Source organism: Conexibacter sp. JCM 18997 (assembly GCF_055391915.1).
Window position 1 is genome coordinate 5,105,457 of record NZ_AP043885.1, and the last position, 16,275, is coordinate 5,121,731.

The window sequence follows — 16,275 nt, forward strand, 5'->3', positions numbered from 1 at the left end:
GCGCGACCCGGGACCGCAGCCCCAGGTCGAACGCGCGGATGCGGGCGAAATCAGGTGTCGTCGTCGCCGTCAGCGGACTCGGCGCGGCGGATGATGATGCGATCGGCTTCGATCGTCACCTCCACCGGACGGTGTCCAGCCCAGTGTTCGGCGTAGATCGGATCGTCCTCGACAGCGGGGTCGAGCCACAGTCCGTACCCCTCCTCGCCGTGGTCGAACGTGCCTTCGAGCGCAGCCTTGCCGCGCCGACCGCGACCACGACGACCACGGCGACGGGCAGCCGGTTTCTCGGCCTCGTCGTCGTCGGCATCGGGATCCTCGCCGGCGGCGGCCTTGGCAGCGGCCTCTTCCGCTGCCTTGAGGGCCGCCGCAGCGGCTTCCTCGGCCTTGCGAGCCTGCTCAGCTTCGAGCTCGGCGGCGATCAGCGCGTCGTCCTCGGCGCGCAGATCGATCTCGTCGTCGAAGTCGACCCCGGGGGCGCCATCGCCGTTGTCGGCGGCTCCGTCCGGGGCGAGTTCGTTCTCTCGCTTGAAGGTTTCGATCTGTTGCACGGTCACCTCGAGCTGGTGTGCGATCCAGGCGTCCGTGCGACCCTGTCGCACCCAAGTGCGAATCTGGTTGAGGTGGGGACGCAATGAGCGGCGTGCCATGAGTGGGCCGGACCCTAGCGAAAGAACTCGCTTAGCCGTACGTTTCATCATTGGACACGCAGGGAACGGCAACCACAATCGTGCGCCTGGCAGGGGTGCCAGAAACAGGGAGGGGCAGCATGTTGGTCCTGACACGTAAGTCCAACCAGAGCATCATGATCGGCGATGACATCGAGGTGTCGGTGCTGTCGATCATGGGCGAGAAGGTGCGCATCGGGATCCAGGCACCGCGCGACATCCCGGTGTTCCGGCGCGAGGTCTACCTGGAGATCCAGGAGGAGCGCGGCGGGGTCGGCGTCGGGGTGGCCGACCGGGTGCGCGCCAACGGCAACGGCAACGGCGACGACGCGTCCCGCAGCCTGCGCGACGAGGTCGACAACGAGCTACGCCGCCTCGGCAGCTAGGCCGGGCGGACGCGCGGGTGGGCCTAGCCCATCACCGCGTAGAGGATCTCGAACATCGCGATCGTCACCGCGACGGCGGTCGCGATGAGCACGAGGATCAGCACCACGAAGCGCATGGAGCCGTGCCGATGACGGCGCTCCATGTTGCGCTGGCGTGAGCGTTCGATGGCCTGCTGGCGGAGGGCGTCCCGCGCGGAGCGGTCCTCCTGGGATTCCTCGACGAACGCTCGCTCGATGTCCGCGAGGCTCTGACGCATGCGCAGGGCCATGTGTCCTAGAGCGTACTGCCAACCCGGATGCCAGGACCAGTCAGCCGATCAGGTTCTCCAGCTTGATCGGCAGGTCGCGGACCCGGATGCCGGTGGCGTGATGGACCGCGTTGGCCACGGCGGCAGCGGCTCCCACGATGCCGATCTCGCCGATGCCCTTTGAGCCCATCGGGTTCAGATCGGCGTCGTGCTCGTCGATCCACGACGCCTCGATCGAGCGGATGTCCGCGCACACCGGCACGTGGTAGTCGGCCAGATCGTGGTTGACGTAGTCGCCGAACACCGGGTCCATGATCGACTCCTCCATCAGCGCCATGCCGATGCCCATCGTCATGCCGCCGATGAGCTGTGAGCGCGCGGTCTTGGGGTTCATGATGCGCCCCACGGCGAAGACCCCGAGCACGCGCTCCAGGCGCACCTCGCCGCTGTCGACGTCGACCCGGGCCTCGACGAACTGCGCGCCGAAGCCGTGCCGCGCGCGCTCCTGCTGCGCTGCGACCTCGTCGGTCGTGTCGGCCTCGGCCTCGTCGCCGCCGGTCTCCAGGAGCCGCTCGCAGGCGCGCACGACCGCCGTTCCCCAGGAGGCGGTGCCCATCGACCCGCCGGCCACGGGCGCCTGCGGGAAGGCGCTGTCGCCGATCAGCACGCCCACCCGGTCGACCTCCACGCCGAGCGTGTCGGCGGCGATCTGCGTGAGCACGGTGCGGGCGCCGGTGCCGATGTCCGCGGCGGCGATCCGCACGGTGAAGCGGCCATCGGCCTCGCGGTGGACGGAGGCCTGCGCGGGGCTGCGGTAGGCCGGGTAGGTCGAGGCGGCGACGCCGGTGCCGACCCACCAGCGGCCCTCGCGGCGCATCCGCGGCGTCGGGTCGCGATCGGCCCAGCCGAAGCGCTCGGCGCCCTCACGCAGACAGGCCACCAGGTTGCGCGAGCTCCACGCGGTGCCCAGCTCGGGATCGAGCTCGGGCTCGTTGCGCACGCGCAGCTCGATCGGGTCCAGCCCGGTGGCGATGGCCAGTTCGTCGATCGCCGACTCCAGCCCGAACATGCCCGGGCACTCGCCCGGAGCGCGCATCCAGGACGGGGTGGGGACGTTCAACGCGACGACGCGATGGGTCGAGCGGCGGTTGGGCGCCGCGTACATCATCCGCGTCGGCGTCACCACCTGCTCGACGTACTCGCGCATCTGCGACGTCTGCACGAACGCCTCGTGGCTGATCGCCGTCAGGCGGCCTTCGGCGTCGGCACCGAGGCGCAGGCGTTGGATCGTCGGCGTGCGGTAGCCGGTCAGCTGGAACATCTGGTGGCGGTGGACGACCACCTGGGCCGGCCGCTGCACGGTGCGGGCGGCCAACGCGGCCAGGATGATGTTCGGCCGCGGCGTGCCCTTGGAGCCGAAGCCGCCGCCCACGTGATGGGAGATCACGCGGACCTGGTCGAGCTCGAGCTCGAACACCTCCGCCACGGTGGCCCGCGCGGTCGCGGCCCCCTGGTTGGAGTCGTAGATCGTCAGCCCGCCGGCGTCCCAGATGGCCAGCGACGCGTGCGGCTCCATCGGGTTGTTGTGCAGCGCCGGTGTCGAGTAGGTCGCGTCGACGGTCACCGCGGCGTCGGCCAGCCCGCCGTCGGCGTCGCCGATCACGCTGTCGGTCGCGAACCCGGCGTTGACCGCCTCGGGGGCGTACAGCTCCGGATGGTCGGCGCGCAGCTCCACGTCGTGGGCCTCCTGGTCGATGCGCACGTCGAGCCGCTCGGCCGCGTCGTGGGCGATCTCCGGGGACTCGGCCACCACGGCGGCGACCAGCTGCCCGAGGTACTCGACGCGGTCGTCCTGCAGGATGGCCAGCTCGTGGTCGTCGACCTCGGCCAGCTGCGCGGCGTTGGCGTGCCACAGCACGGCCAGGACGCCGGGCATGGCCAGCGCGGCGCGTTCGTCGACCGAGACGACCCGGCCGTGGGCCACCGGCGACTGCACGATCGCCACGTGGGTGACGCCCTCGACCGGCTGCTCGGTGGCGTACTGCGCCTGGCCGGTGACCTTCTCGCGGCCCTCCAGACGCGACAGCGGGGTGCCGACGGCGGGGCTCTGCACGGTGGCGGCCATCAGCGCGCCTCGGTCAGGTCGATGAGCGTGCGGACCAGCACGTCGCGGGCCAGCGGGACCTTGAAGGCGTTGTCGGGCAACGGCTCGGCCGCCGCGAGCTCGGCGTCGGCGGCGGCGATGAACGCCGCCTCGGTGGCCGGCTGGCCGCGCAGGGCCGCCTCGGCGGCGGTGGCGCGCCAGGGCCGGTGGGCGACGCCGCCCAGCGCGATCCGGGCGTCGCCGACGGTGCCGTCGGTCACGTCCAGCGCGGCGGCGACCGAGACGATCGCGAAGGCGAACGAGGTGCGGTCGCGCACCTTGCGATAGCGCGAGCGGACGGCGAAGGGCAGCGGCGCCAGCTCGATCGCCTCGATCAGCTCGCCGGGCTCCAACACGGTGTCGCGCGTCGGGTCCGCCCCGGGCAGCCGGTGCAGCTCCACCAGCGCGATCGCGCGGGCGCCGCCCGGCCCGCGCACGTGGACGGTCGCGTCCAGCGCGGCCAGCGCCACGGCCATGTCGGAGGGGTGCGTGGCCACGCAGGCGGGTGAGTGGCCGAGGATGGCCAGGTTGCGGTGCTCGCCCTCGCGGGCCGCGCAGCCGCTGCCCGCCGCCCGCTTGTTGCAGGGCTTGGTGATGTCCTGGAAGTAGCGACAGCGGGTGCGCTGGAGCAGGTTGCCACCGGTGCTGGCCCGGTTGCGCAGCTGGCCCGACGCGCCGGCCAGCAGCGCCTGGGACAGCACGGGGTAGCGCTCGCGCACGCGCCGGTCCGCGGCCAGCGCGCTGTTGCTGACGCCGGCGCCGATGCGCAGACCGCCGTCGGCGGTGTCCTCGATCGCGTCCAGCCCGAGATGCGTGACGTCGATCAGCCGCGCGGGCGTCTCGACCTCGAGCTTCATCAGGTCGACGAGGTTCGTGCCGCCGGCCAGGTAGCGCGTGTCCGCGGCGTAGGCGGCCACCGCGCCCGCGGCGTCGTCGGCCCGCTCGTAGGCGAAGGGCTTCATCGTCCGACCTCGGCGATCGCCGGGACGATGTTCGCGTAGGCACCGCAGCGGCAGATGTTGCCGCTCATGCGCTCGCGGATCTCGTCGTCGGACAGCTCGATGGCGTCCGCGCCGACGTCGCCGGTCACGTGGCTGGGCCATCCGTCGGCCACCTCGCCGAGCATGCCCGCCGCCGAGCAGATCTGCCCGGGCGTGCAGTAGCCGCACTGGAACGCGTCGTGGTCGATGAACGCCTGCTGCAGCGGATGCAGGTCGTCGCCGGCGGCCAGGCCCTCGATCGTCACCAGCTCGGCGCCCGACGCGGCCACCGCGAGCAGCAGGCACGTGTTGACGCGCCGGCCGTCCAGCAGCGCCGTGCAGGCGCCGCACTGGCCGTGATCGCAGCCCTTCTTGGGGCCGGTCAGCCCCAGCTGCTCGCGCAGCAGGTCGAGCACGGTGGTGCGGGTGTCGACGGTGGCACGGCGCTGCTCGCCGTTGATGGTGATGACGATCTCAGCGAGCGCAGGGTCCATGCCCCCGGGTTACCCCACCCATCCCGCGGTCAAAGCGGCGCCCCGCCGTCAGCAGGCGCTCCACAGGCCGCGGTCGTGCTCGCGCGCCTCGGTCTGGAGCTGGGTGAAGCGCTCGGCGTAGCGGACGTTGGGCGGCACGGTGAGCGTGCGCGCGTAGCCGTCGCGGACCAGCGCGGCGTTGACGAAGGTGCCGTCGTCGGCGCGGTAGACGTAGGCCAGCAGGCGCCCGTAGCGGTCGCGGCGCTCGACGTCGAACCGCAGCTTGAGGTCGGTGCCGCGCACCAGCTGCTCGTTGCGCGCCGAGGCCTTCTTGGCGAAGCACTGCACCGGCGTGCCGGGCTTGACCGACTCGGGCGTGTCGACGCCGATGTAGCGCACGCTCTCGTCCTCGCCGTCGAGGTCGACGTGGATCGTGTCGCCGTCGACGACGCGGATCAGCTCCGCGCGCACGCCGTCGGGCGAGCGCTCGCGGTTCTGGGCCGCCAACCGTCCGGCCAGGACGGCGGCGACGAGCACGACGAGGACGATGGCCGCGCGGCGGGGACCCCCGCCGCGCGCCAGTGAGGACCGCCTAGGCGACGTCGACGTCCTGGTTGAGGTAGACGTCCTGGATCGCGTGCAGCAGGCCGATGCCCTCGTCCATCGGACGCTGGAACGCCTTGCGGCCGGAGATCAGCCCGGAGCCGCCCGCGCGCTTGTTGATGACCGCCGTGCGCACCGCCTCGGCCAGGTCCGTCGCGCCCGAGGAGGCGCCGCCGCTGTTGATCAGGGGGGCGCGGCCCAGGTAGCAGTTGACGACCTGCCAGCGCGTCAGGTCGATCGGGTTGTCGGTCGTCAGCTTGTCGTAGACCAGCGGGCTGGTCTTGCCGAAGCCCTTGCCCATGGCCAGGTAGCCGCCGTTGTTCTCGGGCAGCTTCTGCTTGACGATGTCGGCCTCGATCGTGGCGCCCAGGTGGTTGGCCTGGCCGGTCAGGTCCGCCGACAGGTGGTAGTCGACGCCGTCCTTGACGAAGGCCGGATTGCGCAGGTAGCACCACAGCACGGTGAACATGCCCAGGCGATGGGCCTCCTCGAAGGCCCGCGAGACCTCGACGATCTGCCGGTTGCTGTCGTCGGAGCCGAAGTAGATCGTCGCCCCGACCGCCGCCGCGCCGAGCTCGTGCGCGCGCTGGGCGGTGGCGAACATCGTCTGCTCGAACTGGTTGGGGTAGTTGAGCAGCTGGTTGTGGTTCAGCTTGACGATGAACGGGAACTTGTGGGCCCACTTGCGGCTCACCGCGCCCATCACGCCGATCGTCGACGCGAACGCGTTGCACCCGCCCTCGACGGCGAGCTCGACCAGGTTCTCCGGGTCGAAGTAGATGGGGTTGGGCGCGAACGACGCGGCACCCGAGTGCTCGATGCCCTGGTCGACGGGCAGGATCGAGTAGTAGCCGGTGCCCGACAGCCGCCCGGAGTGCAGCATCCACTCGAGGTTGCGCAGGACGTTGCTGGAACGATCCGTGTCCAGCATCACGCGGTCGATGAAGTCCGGCCCGGGCAGGTGCAGGTTCGCCTTGTCGACGGTCTTGCACTCATGGTTGAGCAGGCTGTCGGCCTCGTCGCCCAGCAGCTCCTCCAGGCGCGAGCTCGTCATCTCGGTTGCGGCCACAACGGTCTCCTCTGAACGATTCGTTTCGTCGGTCTCACACTACCCGCGTTAGCCTCCCGCACCGAGCCATGGACCACCATTTCACGGGGCCCAACTTCACCATCGGCGTGGAGGAGGAGCTCATGATCGTCGACGCCGAGTCGATGGACCTCGTCAACGCGATCGAGGCGCTGCTCGAGGACGCGCCCGCGGGGGCGATCAAGCCCGAGCTGATGGAGTCGGTGCTCGAGGTCTCCACGGACCCGTGCGAGAACGCGATCCAGGCCGGCGAGCAGCTGCGCGCGCTGCGCCGCCAGGTGCGCGACAAGGCGGCCACGCGCGGCCTGGCCATCGGCTCGGCCGGCACGCACCCGTTCGCGCTGTGGGAGGACCAGCGGATCGTCTCGCGCAACCGCTACCGCGAGCTGATCCAGGCGCTGCGCTTCGTGGCCCGCCAGGAGCTGATCTTCGGGATGCACGTCCACGTCGGGCTCGACGACCCCGACAAGGCGATCCACGTGGCCAACGGGATGCGCGTGCACGTCCCCGTGCTGCTCGCGCTGAGCGCCAACTCGCCGTTCTGGCGGGCCGACTCGACCGGCCTGCAGTCGACGCGCACGCCGATCTTCCGGGCCTTCCCGCGCGTCGGGATCCCGCCCACCTTCCAGGACTGGGCCGACTACGAGCGCCGCATCGAGTTCATGATCCGCGCCCGGGTGATCGAGGACTACACCTGGCTGTGGTACGACGTCCGCCCGCATCCGCAGTTCGGGACCGTGGAGATCCGGGCGATGGACTCCCAGACGCGCATCGAGCACACGACCGCGATCACCGCGCTGGTGCAGGCGATGGTCAAGGAGCTGGCCGAGCACTACGACGAGCACAAGCAGTTCACGGACTACCCGTGGGAGATGCTCGACGAGAACAAGTGGCTGGCCTCGCGCCACGGCCTGGACGGCGAGCTCGTGGACCTGCCCTCCAACGAGCGCGTGGCCACCAAGGCGCTGGCCAAGCGCCTGCTGGCCCGCCTGCGCGAGCACGCCCAGGACCTCGGCTCGGCCGACGCGCTGGACGGCATCGAGGACCTCCTGGCCCGCGGCAACGGCGCCTCGCGGCAGATGCTCGTGTGGGAGGCCAACCACGACCTGCGCGAGGTCGTTCACGAGATCGTCGAGGCGACGGCGGCCTGAGATGCCCGTCGCCGACCTCCCGCCCTACCAGTTCCACGCCTACCGGCTGACCCTGGCCGTGCGCAATCGCGTGACCGGCACGTCGTGGCACAAGGGCTGCCCGGTCGGCCTGGACGACCTGCGCTACGTGCGCGTCTCCTACATCGACTTCGAGGGCAAGCCGCAGAGCGGCGAGCTGATGATCGCCGCCAGCGCGGTGCCTGCCATCCGTGGCGCCTTCCGCACGCTCTATCAGGCCCGCTTCCCGATCCGCCGCATGCGCCTGGTCGACGACTACCGCGGCGACGACTACGCCTCGATCGAGGCCGACAACACCTCGGCCTTCAACTGCCGCCGCGCCACCGGCTCGACGCGCTGGTCCGACCACGCCTACGGCCGCGCGATCGACGTCAACCCGATCGAGAACCCGTACGTGTCGACGGACGGCACGACCGCGCACAAGGCCTCGCGGACCTACCTGAACCGGTCGCGCCACCGGCCGGGCATGGCCTACCCCGGCGGCGTGCTCGTGCGCGCGTTCACCGGCGTCGGCTGGGGCTGGGGCGGCACCTGGTCCGGCCCGGTCGACTACCAGCACTTCTCCAGCACCGGGCACTAGCAGCCGCTAGCTGCGTCGCCACAGGCGCCCGTGCGTGCGCAGCCAGGCGACGTCTCCGTCGGGTCCGCGCACGAAGTCCGAGCGGGTGCCGTCGGGTGCTCCGTCGGGGCCGATGTTCAGCACGCGGTCCGCGCCGTAGAAGGCGAAGCCCGGGGCCGGAGTCGCGCCGGTGGCGCGCAGGCGCCCGTCGCGCTGGCGCAGCTCGATCTGCAGCGGGATGACCTGGCCGCGTTCGTCGATCTGCGTGGAGACGTAGGTGCCCGTGAAGGCGGCCAGGGCCGCCGCGCTGCGCCGCTGCGATTGCGCCGGGATGTTGCGCACGCCCGCGAACCTGCGCAGCGCCCAGTCGTCGGTGAACAGCGCATCGCGCATCACCGCGCCGCCGTCCGCGTTGGTCAGCAAGGTCAGGCCGAACCGGCGCCGGGGCACCAGCAGGAACCCCGAGTACTGCCCGGGGTAGCTGCCGCCGTGCTGGAGGACGGGGACGCCCTCGGCGGTCGGGCGTTCCATCCAGGTGACGCCCATGCCGGTCAGCTCGACGACCAGCGATCCGCCCGCGCCGGGCCGGCTCTGCATCTGGCGCAGCGCAGCCGCCGACAGCAGCCGTCGGCCGTCGGGCGCGCGCCCGTCGCCGAGGTGGAAGCGCGCCCACCGCGTCTGGTCGGCGGCGCTGGAGATCAGCCCGCCGGTCGGGCGGATCGACCGCGGCTGGTACCAGTAGGCGGGATCGACCACCGGCTTGCCATCGCGCTCGGCATGGCTGGCGGCGACGTTGAAGCCGACGATGTCGTCGGTGAAGAAGCGGCTGTGGTGCAGCCCCAGCGGGTCGATGACCAGCCGCCGCACGGCTCGCTCGTAGGTCGTCTGGGTGACCGCCTCGATCACCCGGCCGGCGACGGCCACGGCGGCGTTGTTGTACGCGAACGTCGACCCCAGCGGCGTCAGCTGCGGCAGCTTGGCCACCGCCGCGACGTAGCGGGCCAGCGCGTCGTCACCGGCGCCGAAGTCCTCGAACAGATCGCCCAGCCAGCCCGGCGTGTGGTTGAGCAGCTGCCGGACCGTGACGCGCTCGGCCACGGTCGGGTCCGCCGTGGCGAAGTCCGGCAGGTAGGTGCGCACCGGCGCGTCGAGGTTCACCAACCCCTGCTCGACCAGCCGCATCACCGTCGTGCCGGTGAAGGTCTTCGTGGTCGAGCCGATCCGGAACACGGTGTCGCCGTCGACCTTCGTGGGATGGTCGACGTTGGTGACGCCGTAGCCGCGCACGTACGTGCGCGAGCCGAGCACCAGCCCGACGGCCGCGCCTGGCACGACGTAGCGCTCCATCCCGCGCTCGATCACCTCGTCGAGCTCCCGCAGCGCGCGCCGGAACGGCTCCGCGCGGCGGGCGGCGGTCGCACCGGTGGGGAAGGAGGCGCCGAGCCACACGGTCGTGACGCCCCCAGCGGCACCGGCCAGCAGCGCGCGACGAGAGATCTCGGTTCCGGACACGGGATCAGTCTGCCCGATCGGGACGGCGCTACGGCCCGTCTGGTGACTCGGCCAGCGCCTTGATGCGGGCCAGGCGCGCGTCCCACGACGCGGCCAGCGCGGCCAGCTCGCGCGCCGTCTGGGCCACGACCTCGGTCCGCACGCTGAAGCGGACCTCGCGCCCGCTGCGCTGGGAGGTGACCAGCCCGGCCCGATCGAGCACGCCGAGGTGCTTGATCACGGCGGGGCGGCTGACCGGCAGCTGCGCGGCGACCGTGGTGGCCGTCGCCTCGCCGGCGTCGGCCAGCAGGTCGAGCACGCGGCGCCGGGTCGGGTCGCCCAGGGCGGCGAAGACGGCGGTGCTCACGCCGGAACCGCGCGCACGTGCTCGGCGAGGTGGCCCAGCTCGACGGGCCAGCCCTCGGTGTGGCTGGCCAGGCGCGAGGCGATCTGGCCGGCGGGCAGGTCGAGCGCCGCGAAGCCGCTCTCGATGACCCGCAACCGGGTGCCGGTGGCCTCGGGCGTGAGGGTGAACTCGACGAGCGTCGAGTTGCCCGGGGTGGGGGCGACCGGTCCGTCGGCCAGCAGCCAGCGGTAGGAGAACCGGTGGGGCGGGTCGACGTCCTCGACGACCCCGTGCACGGTGTGGCCGTGGTCCCAGCGCAGCACGAGCGCGCCGCCCGGGCGCAGGTCGATCTCCGCGCCGGCGTCACCGAACCACGTGCCGAGGTGCTCGGGCTCGGTGATCACCCGCCACACCCGTTCCGGTGGCGCCTCGATCAGCGTGGCTCGTTCGATGCGGTCGGCGGTCATGGCGTCGAAACCAACAGGTTACACATCGATCATCCGTCGGCAACCCGACGGTTGCTGGCCTGCGCCGTATCATCCGGGGGAATGGCACGCGGGGCCGATCTTTTCGTTGTCTGCAAGAACTGCGGGTCAGAAGTCAGCCCGTACGTGACCGAATGCCCGTATTGCGGTCAGCGGGTGCGCAAGCGCGCGCCGAAGATCGAACGCGGAGGCGGCAGCGCGGCCCCCGAGCCGGAGCCCAAGCCCAAGCGGGCCCGGCGGCGCACGGGCAGCAGCTCGCGCGCGCGCTTCGAGCGACCGAGCATGCCGGGGACCGCGGCCCTCACCGGGCGGCCGGTGGCCACGATCACCCTGGTCGCGCTGTCGTTCCTGACCTACCTGGTCTTCTTCGCGGGCGGCTTCCCGTTCAACGACGCGATCATCTTCGGCAAGCTCGACGGCGACTACTGGAAGCTCATCACCGCGAACTTCCTGCACGTGGGCAGCGGTGGCAACGCGGTGTTCGCCGGCGGCGCCTACCAGTTCGCCACGATGATGGCGATCGGCATCTTCGGCACGCTGCTGGAACGCCGCCACGGCGCGGTGGTCGTGCTGGTGATCGCGCTGGTCGCGGGTGCGGGCGGCATGCTCGTCGCGGCGGCCATCGAGTCCTTCCCGATCGCCTCCGGCGCCAACGGCATGGCCCTCGGTCTGCTCGCGGCCTGGGCCGTGCCCGACCTGCTGGCCTGGCGGGCGAACCGCGACTACGAGGGCGACCTGCTCGGCACCGGCGTCATCGCGGCCGTCCTGCTGGCCATGTCGCTGGCCGTCGACTGGGCCAACATCTACGCGGCGCTGGCCGGCGGGCTGATCGGCCTGGTCGCCGGCTTCCCCCTGGCCCGCGTCGGCGCGCGCGCCTAGTGGACGAGCCGACGTACACCGCCGAGGAGGTCGACGCCGCCGTGGCGGCCCTGCAGGACCCCGAGCGCCTCAAGCACGCCGAAGAGGTCGTCGTGCACGCCGCCCCCGGGCTGCAGCGCGTGCTCAACGCGGCGCTCAGCGAGGGCGGCTACTTCAACGACGCCCACGAGCAGGAGGTGATGCGGGCCGCCGGCGCCGACGTCGCCGCCCTGCGCACCCTGCTGGCCGAGGAGACCCGCCTGGGCATGCTCGTCGGGGTGACCGTCGGCTTCGCGCTGGCCCACGAACTGCAGAAGAGCAAACGAGAGGGTTGAAGACCATGGAGATCCGTTACCTCGGCCACGCCACGTTCGAGCTGAGCGATGGCGACACCACGATCCTGATCGACCCGTTCCTGGCGCCGTACAACCCCGCCGCGCCCGTCGGCGCCGACGACGTCAACCCGACGCACATCATCGTCACCCACGGCCATCAGGACCACACGGCGCACGTCGTGCCGATCGCCAAGCGCACGGGCGCGCCGGTCGTGGCGCTGACCGAGCTGGCGGGCGAGTTCGGCGAGGACCTGGGCGAGGACCACGACGTGCGCGACCCCAACCTGGGCGGCACCGTCGAGTTCGACTGGGGCTGGGTGCGGATGGTCCCCGCCTGGCACACCTCGACCACCCCCAAGGGCACGGTCAACACGCCGGCCGGCGTCGTCGTCAACTTCGCCGGGCAGACGATCTACCACCTGGGCGACACCGCGCTGTTCAGCGACCTCGCGCTGCCCGGGAAGCGCACCCCGATCGACATCGCGATCCTGCCGATCGGCGGCCACTACACGATGGATCGCCACGACGCGGTCGAGGCGGTCAAGCTGATCGGCGCGCCGACGGTGATCCCCGGCCACTACAACACGTTCCCGCCGATCGAGACCGACGCGCAGGCCTTCAAGGCCGACGTCGAACGCGACACCTCGGCCACGGTCGTCGTGCTCGAGCCCGGGCAGACGCACACGGCATGACCCACGCGATCGTCCTGATCGAGGCCGAGCGCGGCGCGATGCCGTCGCTCGGCGGTCGGCTGGCCGAGCTGGAGGGCGTCGGGCAGGTCTACTCGGTGACCGGCGTGTGGGACTTCGTGGCGATCGTCCACCTGGCCCGCCACGAGCAGCTGGCCAACGTCGTCGCGGAGGGCATCGGCCAGGTCGACGGCGTGGCCAACACGCAGACGCTGGTCGCCTTCGAGGCCTTCTCCAAGCACGATCTCGAGGCGCTGTTCTCCGTTGGTCAGTAGGCGCGCGGGTCTGGCCGGGGCGCTCGCGGCGGCGGCGCTGGTCGCGGCCGGCTGCGGCTCCGACGACGGCGGCTCGACGGTGCCGTCGACCAACGCCGAACCGACGGTGAGCGTGGTGACGCCGGCGCCGACGCCCACCGCGTCGACGCCGACGCCCGGGCCGGCGGGCACCGTCGAGCAGCAGCCCGGGGGCGCCGGCGACGAGACGGCCAACGTCGCACCCGCGACGTTCAAGATCGTCGACAACAACGTGCAGCCGCCCGACGTCGCGGTGCCCGCGTTCTTCACGATCCGGGTCACCGGCCAGTCGGGCGACGGCGAGGAGCACACGATCGCCTTCCAGGGCCAGCAGGTGACCGTCCCCCCGGGTGGGAAGGCGTCGTTCGACGTGGAGGGGCTGAAGGCGGGGATCTACCCGGTGACGGTCGACGGCCGCGCGGGCGCCGCCACGATCACGACCGGCGAGGCGCCGGGCCCGTAGCGCTGCTCGCCCGGCGGTACTCGCTGGGCGACAGGCCGAAGTGGCGGCGGAACGTGCGGCTGAAGTGGCCCGCGTCGCGGAAGCCGGCGCGGAACGCGACCTCGGTCACGGTCAGGTGGCCGAGCGCCGGATCGCGCAGCTGCCCGCCGCAGCCTTCCAGGCGGCGGGCCAGCACGTAGCGGCCGACCGACGTGCCCTCGGTGGCGAACAACCGGTGCAGGTAGCGCGGCGAGATCGCGATCGCCGCGGCGATCGCGGCCGGATCGAGGTCGGGGTCGGCCAGGCGCCGGTCGATGTGGGCCTTGGCCCGCTGCAGGTGCAGCCGGGCGGCGCTGGACGGCTCGACGTCGGCGCCGGCCACCGAGCCCAGGCCCGACGCGAGCAGGTCCGCGACCAGCCCGACGAGCTGGGTGGCCTCCGCGGGTGAGAGCTCGTCGAGGCGGTCGGCCACCGACGTCAAGAAGCTGGAGACGACCGCGCCCACGCCGCTGCGCCCGGCGACACGGACCGCCGTGTGGTCGCGCAGCCCGGGCGCGCGGTCGAGCAGCATCGTGCGCGGCAGCTGCCACACGAGCTGGCGGAACGGGCGGTCCATGTGCAGCGTGTACGGGCGCGCGCTGTCGTACAGCGCGAAGTCGCCCGGGCCGATCGTCGCGCTGCGGCCGTCCTGGCGGATCGTGCAGGCCTCGGTCACCTGGAGGCTGACCAGCACGTCGTCCTCGCGGGCGCGGGCGATCTGCCGGGGCGAGCGCACGACGTGCTGGGCGCTGGTGACGACCTCGGACACGCGGATCGGGCCCAGCTCGCGCGCGGTGATGCGGCCACCGAAGGGCGCGGGCACGGCGGAGGTGACCCGCTCGCAATCGAGCTGGACGAACACGCCGCAGATCAGGTCGCGCCACAGCTCGAAGCGCTCGTGCTCGGCGACGCCGTCGGTCGACAGCACCTGCATGGGCGCAATCTACGCCTCCCGGGCGGGGCGCGGGTGCGGTGGTGCGCGCACGGGCAAGGATCGGTCGCTGGCGGCCAAGCGACGGGGCCGGTGCGCGCGTACGGTCGCCCCGATGCGCCACGCCCAACTCGATGGCGAGACCGCCCCGCACCGCCCGCCGGGCCACCAGCCGGTCGCGCCGGCCTGGACCGCCCTGCCCAGCGCGCCGATCGTGCTGGCCCAGCTCGCCGTCCAGTGCGAACCGGACGACCCGGCGGGCGTGGCGGCGTTCGCCACGCTGCGCGGGCTGCTGGACGACGTGCGCCACGACGTGGTCGAGTCGCTGGATCCGCAGGGCTTCGTCAACCACATCGCGCTGGCCTACTGGGATGACCTGGACGGGCACGACGCGTGGGCGGCGCAGCCGGCGGTGCGCGCCTGGTGGGATGAGGCCGAGGTGGGGCGCTGGCGCGAGGTCTGCACCGTGCCGCCCGAGCGCATCGAGACGCTGCATTCCAACGGGGAGCTCGGGCCCAGCCAGGGATCGGCGCAGCTGTCGCTGATCGCCCCGACCGACGTGCACGAGTACCCGGGCGGGATGCGCGATCGCATGCCGATCTCCCGGACCGACGCGCTCGACGGCCCGCACAACGTGTGCTTCATCCGCACGGCGCAGGACTGGACCGGCTGCGGGCCGGCCGAGCGCGAGCGCTACGTCAACCACGTCGAGCCGACGCTGCGCCGGGGCGCCGAGTACCTGGCCTCCGAGCCGCAGGAGAGCGGCTGCCTGAGCGCCCGGTTCGCGCGCGAGCCCGGGCAGGACCGCAGCTGCGTGCTGGCCTGGTTTCGCTCGCTGGCCGATCTCGAGCGCTGGACGCACAGCCACCCGACGCACCTGGCCATCCTGAGCGAGTTCTTCGCGCTGGTCGAGCAGGGCGGCGGGCAGATCGAGCTGGCGCTGTGGCACGAGGTGTTCACGCTGCCCGCCGGCGCCCCCCGCCTGGAGTACCGCAACTGCCACCCCCAGACCGGCATCCTGCCGTTCTTCTCCGAGGAAGACTCATGACCACGTTCAAGGCCGCCGCCGTGCAGGCGGCACCCGTCTGGCTGGATCTCGACGCGACGACCGACAAGACGATCGCGCTGATCGACGAGGCGGCGGCCAACGGCGCCGATCTCGTCGCCTTCGCCGAGACCTGGATCCCCGGCTACCCGTACCACTCGTGGCTGGGCTCGCAGGCCTGGGCGATGCAGTACGTGCAGGCCTACGTGGAGAACTCGCTGGCCGTCGACTCGCCCCAGACCGAGCGCATCCGGGCCGCGGCGGCCCGCGGCGGCGTCCACGTCGTGCTCGGTTACAGCGAGCGGGCCGGGGGCAGCCTGTACATGGGGCAGATGCTGATCGACCGCGACGGCGTGATCGTCGCCGCGCGGCGCAAGCTGAAGCCGACGCACGTCGAGCGCACGGTGTTCGGCGAGGGCGACGGCAGCGATCTGGCCGTGCACCAGCTCGACATCGGCCGGGTCGGGGCGCTGTGCTGCTGGGAGCACCTGCAGCCGCTGACCAAGTACGCCATGTACGCCCAGGACGAGCAGATCCACGTGGGCGGCTGGCCGAGCTTCTCGCTCTATCCGATGGCCACCGCGCTGGGCGCCGAGGTCAACACCGCGGTCAGCCGCGTGTACGCCGTGGAGGGCGGTTGCTTCGTGCTGGCGCCGTCGATGCCGGTCACCCAGGAGTTGATCGACCGCCTGTGCGACACCGACGACAAGCGCGAGCTGCTGCTCACCGGCGGGGGCGCGACGGCGATCTACGGCCCGGACGGATCGACGATCGCCGCGGCGGGGCCGGACGAGGAGACGATCCTCTACGCGGACCTGGATCTGGGGATGATCGCGCTGGCCAAGGCCGCGGCCGATCCGGCCGGGCACTACGCGCGGGCCGACGTCACGCGGCTGCTGCTCAACCGCGAGTCGCGCCGGCCCGTCGAGCACACGCGCTTCGAGGCCGCGCCCGCGGACCAGGCATTCGAGGAGGTCGTGGCTGGCTAGCCAGCCAGTGTCGCGG

Annotated in this window: 21 protein-coding genes; 10 read left to right on the forward strand and 11 right to left on the reverse strand. The window is 72.1% G+C overall.

All coding sequences use genetic code 11. The features are described from left to right. Nucleotides 1-50: 50 nt before the first annotated feature. Nucleotides 51-650, reverse strand: coding sequence for a hypothetical protein (locus tag ACZ5UI_RS25525; RefSeq protein WP_464192478.1), 600 nt, complete (start codon nucleotides 648-650; stop codon nucleotides 51-53). 119 nt (nucleotides 651-769) lie between these two features. Between ACZ5UI_RS25525 and csrA the strand changes: the two genes are divergently transcribed. Further along, nucleotides 770-1,054, forward strand: a complete 285-nt coding sequence (csrA, locus tag ACZ5UI_RS25530; protein ID WP_464192480.1) for a carbon storage regulator CsrA — start codon at nucleotides 770-772, stop codon at nucleotides 1,052-1,054. 23 nt (nucleotides 1,055-1,077) lie between these two features. Here the strand turns inward: csrA and ACZ5UI_RS25535 are convergent, their stop codons facing one another. From ACZ5UI_RS25535 to ACZ5UI_RS25560, 6 genes are read right to left on the reverse strand one after another with little or no spacing between them, the layout of a single operon-like run. Next, nucleotides 1,078-1,323: a hypothetical protein gene (locus ACZ5UI_RS25535; protein ID WP_464192483.1), complete on the reverse strand. Its 246-nt coding sequence runs from the start codon at nucleotides 1,321-1,323 to the stop codon at nucleotides 1,078-1,080. Between the two features lie 40 nt (nucleotides 1,324-1,363). Continuing rightward, entirely contained in the window at nucleotides 1,364-3,427 is a 2,064-nt protein-coding gene (locus ACZ5UI_RS25540) for a xanthine dehydrogenase family protein molybdopterin-binding subunit (protein ID WP_464192485.1), read from the reverse strand. After that, complete coding sequence (locus ACZ5UI_RS25545) at nucleotides 3,427-4,407, reverse strand: FAD binding domain-containing protein (protein ID WP_464192487.1); 981 nt, start codon at nucleotides 4,405-4,407, stop codon at nucleotides 3,427-3,429. Before ACZ5UI_RS25545 ends, ACZ5UI_RS25540 begins: the two co-directional genes overlap by 1 nt. Then, a complete protein-coding gene (locus ACZ5UI_RS25550) occupies nucleotides 4,404-4,919 on the reverse strand; it encodes a 2Fe-2S iron-sulfur cluster-binding protein (protein WP_464192490.1) in 516 nt (171 codons plus the stop codon). The genes ACZ5UI_RS25545 and ACZ5UI_RS25550 overlap by 4 nt, the downstream gene beginning before the upstream one ends. A 48-nt stretch (nucleotides 4,920-4,967) precedes the next feature. After that, complete coding sequence (locus ACZ5UI_RS25555) at nucleotides 4,968-5,435, reverse strand: thermonuclease family protein (RefSeq protein WP_464192492.1); 468 nt, start codon at nucleotides 5,433-5,435, stop codon at nucleotides 4,968-4,970. Between the two features lie 55 nt (nucleotides 5,436-5,490). After that, the gene (locus tag ACZ5UI_RS25560; protein ID WP_464197890.1) at nucleotides 5,491-6,555 is read right to left on the reverse strand and encodes a class I fructose-bisphosphate aldolase; all 1,065 of its coding nucleotides are present in this window, start codon (nucleotides 6,553-6,555) and stop codon (nucleotides 5,491-5,493) included. A gap of 83 nt (nucleotides 6,556-6,638) precedes the next feature. Here ACZ5UI_RS25560 and ACZ5UI_RS25565 point away from each other — a divergent pair, with 83 nt between their 5' ends. Both ACZ5UI_RS25565 and ACZ5UI_RS25570 read left to right on the forward strand, forming a co-directional pair. Beyond that, the gene (locus ACZ5UI_RS25565) at nucleotides 6,639-7,739 is read left to right on the forward strand and encodes a carboxylate-amine ligase (protein ID WP_464192494.1); all 1,101 of its coding nucleotides are present in this window, start codon (nucleotides 6,639-6,641) and stop codon (nucleotides 7,737-7,739) included. Nucleotide 7,740: 1 nt separating this feature from the next. Continuing rightward, a complete protein-coding gene (locus ACZ5UI_RS25570; RefSeq protein ID WP_464192496.1) occupies nucleotides 7,741-8,337 on the forward strand; it encodes a M15 family metallopeptidase in 597 nt (198 codons plus the stop codon). Between the two features lie 6 nt (nucleotides 8,338-8,343). On the opposite strand, the gene ACZ5UI_RS25575 is transcribed toward ACZ5UI_RS25570, so the two are convergent. From ACZ5UI_RS25575 to ACZ5UI_RS25585, 3 genes are all read right to left on the reverse strand, one after another. After that, a complete protein-coding gene (locus ACZ5UI_RS25575; protein WP_464197892.1) occupies nucleotides 8,344-9,663 on the reverse strand; it encodes a serine hydrolase domain-containing protein in 1,320 nt (439 codons plus the stop codon). Between the two features lie 193 nt (nucleotides 9,664-9,856). Further along, nucleotides 9,857-10,174: an ArsR/SmtB family transcription factor gene (locus tag ACZ5UI_RS25580; protein ID WP_464192498.1), complete on the reverse strand. Its 318-nt coding sequence runs from the start codon at nucleotides 10,172-10,174 to the stop codon at nucleotides 9,857-9,859. Then, complete coding sequence (locus ACZ5UI_RS25585; protein WP_464192500.1) at nucleotides 10,171-10,620, reverse strand: SRPBCC family protein; 450 nt, start codon at nucleotides 10,618-10,620, stop codon at nucleotides 10,171-10,173. Before ACZ5UI_RS25585 ends, ACZ5UI_RS25580 begins: the two co-directional genes overlap by 4 nt. A 174-nt stretch (nucleotides 10,621-10,794) precedes the next feature. Between ACZ5UI_RS25585 and ACZ5UI_RS25590 the strand changes: the two genes are divergently transcribed. Genes ACZ5UI_RS25590 through ACZ5UI_RS25610 form a run of 5 tightly spaced genes read left to right on the forward strand, consistent with a single transcriptional unit; the run spans nucleotide 10,795 to nucleotide 13,276 of the window. After that, nucleotides 10,795-11,517: a rhomboid family intramembrane serine protease gene (locus tag ACZ5UI_RS25590; RefSeq protein WP_464192502.1), complete on the forward strand. Its 723-nt coding sequence runs from the start codon at nucleotides 10,795-10,797 to the stop codon at nucleotides 11,515-11,517. Next, nucleotides 11,517-11,831, forward strand: coding sequence for a hypothetical protein (locus ACZ5UI_RS25595; RefSeq protein ID WP_464192504.1), 315 nt, complete (start codon nucleotides 11,517-11,519; stop codon nucleotides 11,829-11,831). Before ACZ5UI_RS25590 ends, ACZ5UI_RS25595 begins: the two co-directional genes overlap by 1 nt. 5 nt (nucleotides 11,832-11,836) lie before the next feature. Beyond that, nucleotides 11,837-12,523 (forward strand): metal-dependent hydrolase, encoded by a 687-nt coding sequence (locus ACZ5UI_RS25600; protein WP_464192506.1) that lies wholly within the window; start codon nucleotides 11,837-11,839, stop codon nucleotides 12,521-12,523. Further along, complete coding sequence (locus ACZ5UI_RS25605; protein ID WP_464192509.1) at nucleotides 12,520-12,795, forward strand: Lrp/AsnC family transcriptional regulator; 276 nt, start codon at nucleotides 12,520-12,522, stop codon at nucleotides 12,793-12,795. The genes ACZ5UI_RS25600 and ACZ5UI_RS25605 overlap by 4 nt, the downstream gene beginning before the upstream one ends. Further along, nucleotides 12,785-13,276 carry a hypothetical protein gene (locus ACZ5UI_RS25610; RefSeq protein WP_464192511.1) on the forward strand — a complete coding sequence of 164 codons (492 nt, stop codon included), beginning with the start codon at nucleotides 12,785-12,787 and terminating at the stop codon, nucleotides 13,274-13,276. The genes ACZ5UI_RS25605 and ACZ5UI_RS25610 overlap by 11 nt, the downstream gene beginning before the upstream one ends. Here the strand turns inward: ACZ5UI_RS25610 and ACZ5UI_RS25615 are convergent. After that, nucleotides 13,248-14,228 carry an AraC-like ligand-binding domain-containing protein gene (locus ACZ5UI_RS25615; RefSeq protein ID WP_464192514.1) on the reverse strand — a complete coding sequence of 327 codons (981 nt, stop codon included), beginning with the start codon at nucleotides 14,226-14,228 and terminating at the stop codon, nucleotides 13,248-13,250. The two genes, ACZ5UI_RS25610 and ACZ5UI_RS25615, sit on opposite strands and share 29 nt — an antisense overlap. A gap of 112 nt (nucleotides 14,229-14,340) precedes the next feature. Between ACZ5UI_RS25615 and ACZ5UI_RS25620 the strand changes: the two genes are divergently transcribed. Both ACZ5UI_RS25620 and ACZ5UI_RS25625 read left to right on the forward strand, forming a co-directional pair. Continuing rightward, nucleotides 14,341-15,273 (forward strand): phenylacetaldoxime dehydratase family protein, encoded by a 933-nt coding sequence (locus ACZ5UI_RS25620; protein ID WP_464192516.1) that lies wholly within the window; start codon nucleotides 14,341-14,343, stop codon nucleotides 15,271-15,273. Beyond that, nucleotides 15,270-16,259, forward strand: a complete 990-nt coding sequence (locus tag ACZ5UI_RS25625; RefSeq protein WP_464192518.1) for a carbon-nitrogen hydrolase family protein — start codon at nucleotides 15,270-15,272, stop codon at nucleotides 16,257-16,259. Before ACZ5UI_RS25620 ends, ACZ5UI_RS25625 begins: the two co-directional genes overlap by 4 nt. Nucleotides 16,260-16,275 lie beyond the last annotated feature (16 nt).

Coding starts and splice junctions, on each gene's coding strand:
- ACZ5UI_RS25525 (WP_464192478.1), bottom strand. CDS start 650: ATGGCACGCCGCTCATTGCGTCCCCACCTCAACCAGATTCGCACTTGG.
- ACZ5UI_RS25600 (WP_464192506.1), top strand. CDS start 11,837: ATGGAGATCCGTTACCTCGGCCACGCCACGTTCGAGCTGAGCGATGGC.
- ACZ5UI_RS25570 (WP_464192496.1), top strand. CDS start 7,741: ATGCCCGTCGCCGACCTCCCGCCCTACCAGTTCCACGCCTACCGGCTG.
- ACZ5UI_RS25575 (WP_464197892.1), bottom strand. CDS start 9,663: ATGGAGCGCTACGTCGTGCCAGGCGCGGCCGTCGGGCTGGTGCTCGGC.
- csrA (WP_464192480.1), top strand. CDS start 770: ATGTTGGTCCTGACACGTAAGTCCAACCAGAGCATCATGATCGGCGAT.
- ACZ5UI_RS25550 (WP_464192490.1), bottom strand. CDS start 4,919: ATGGACCCTGCGCTCGCTGAGATCGTCATCACCATCAACGGCGAGCAG.
- ACZ5UI_RS25605 (WP_464192509.1), top strand. CDS start 12,520: ATGACCCACGCGATCGTCCTGATCGAGGCCGAGCGCGGCGCGATGCCG.
- ACZ5UI_RS25565 (WP_464192494.1), top strand. CDS start 6,639: ATGGACCACCATTTCACGGGGCCCAACTTCACCATCGGCGTGGAGGAG.
- ACZ5UI_RS25545 (WP_464192487.1), bottom strand. CDS start 4,407: ATGAAGCCCTTCGCCTACGAGCGGGCCGACGACGCCGCGGGCGCGGTG.
- ACZ5UI_RS25625 (WP_464192518.1), top strand. CDS start 15,270: ATGACCACGTTCAAGGCCGCCGCCGTGCAGGCGGCACCCGTCTGGCTG.
- ACZ5UI_RS25560 (WP_464197890.1), bottom strand. CDS start 6,555: ATGACGAGCTCGCGCCTGGAGGAGCTGCTGGGCGACGAGGCCGACAGC.
- ACZ5UI_RS25540 (WP_464192485.1), bottom strand. CDS start 3,427: ATGGCCGCCACCGTGCAGAGCCCCGCCGTCGGCACCCCGCTGTCGCGT.
- ACZ5UI_RS25615 (WP_464192514.1), bottom strand. CDS start 14,228: ATGCAGGTGCTGTCGACCGACGGCGTCGCCGAGCACGAGCGCTTCGAG.
- ACZ5UI_RS25535 (WP_464192483.1), bottom strand. CDS start 1,323: ATGGCCCTGCGCATGCGTCAGAGCCTCGCGGACATCGAGCGAGCGTTC.
- ACZ5UI_RS25620 (WP_464192516.1), top strand. CDS start 14,341: ATGCGCCACGCCCAACTCGATGGCGAGACCGCCCCGCACCGCCCGCCG.
- ACZ5UI_RS25585 (WP_464192500.1), bottom strand. CDS start 10,620: ATGACCGCCGACCGCATCGAACGAGCCACGCTGATCGAGGCGCCACCG.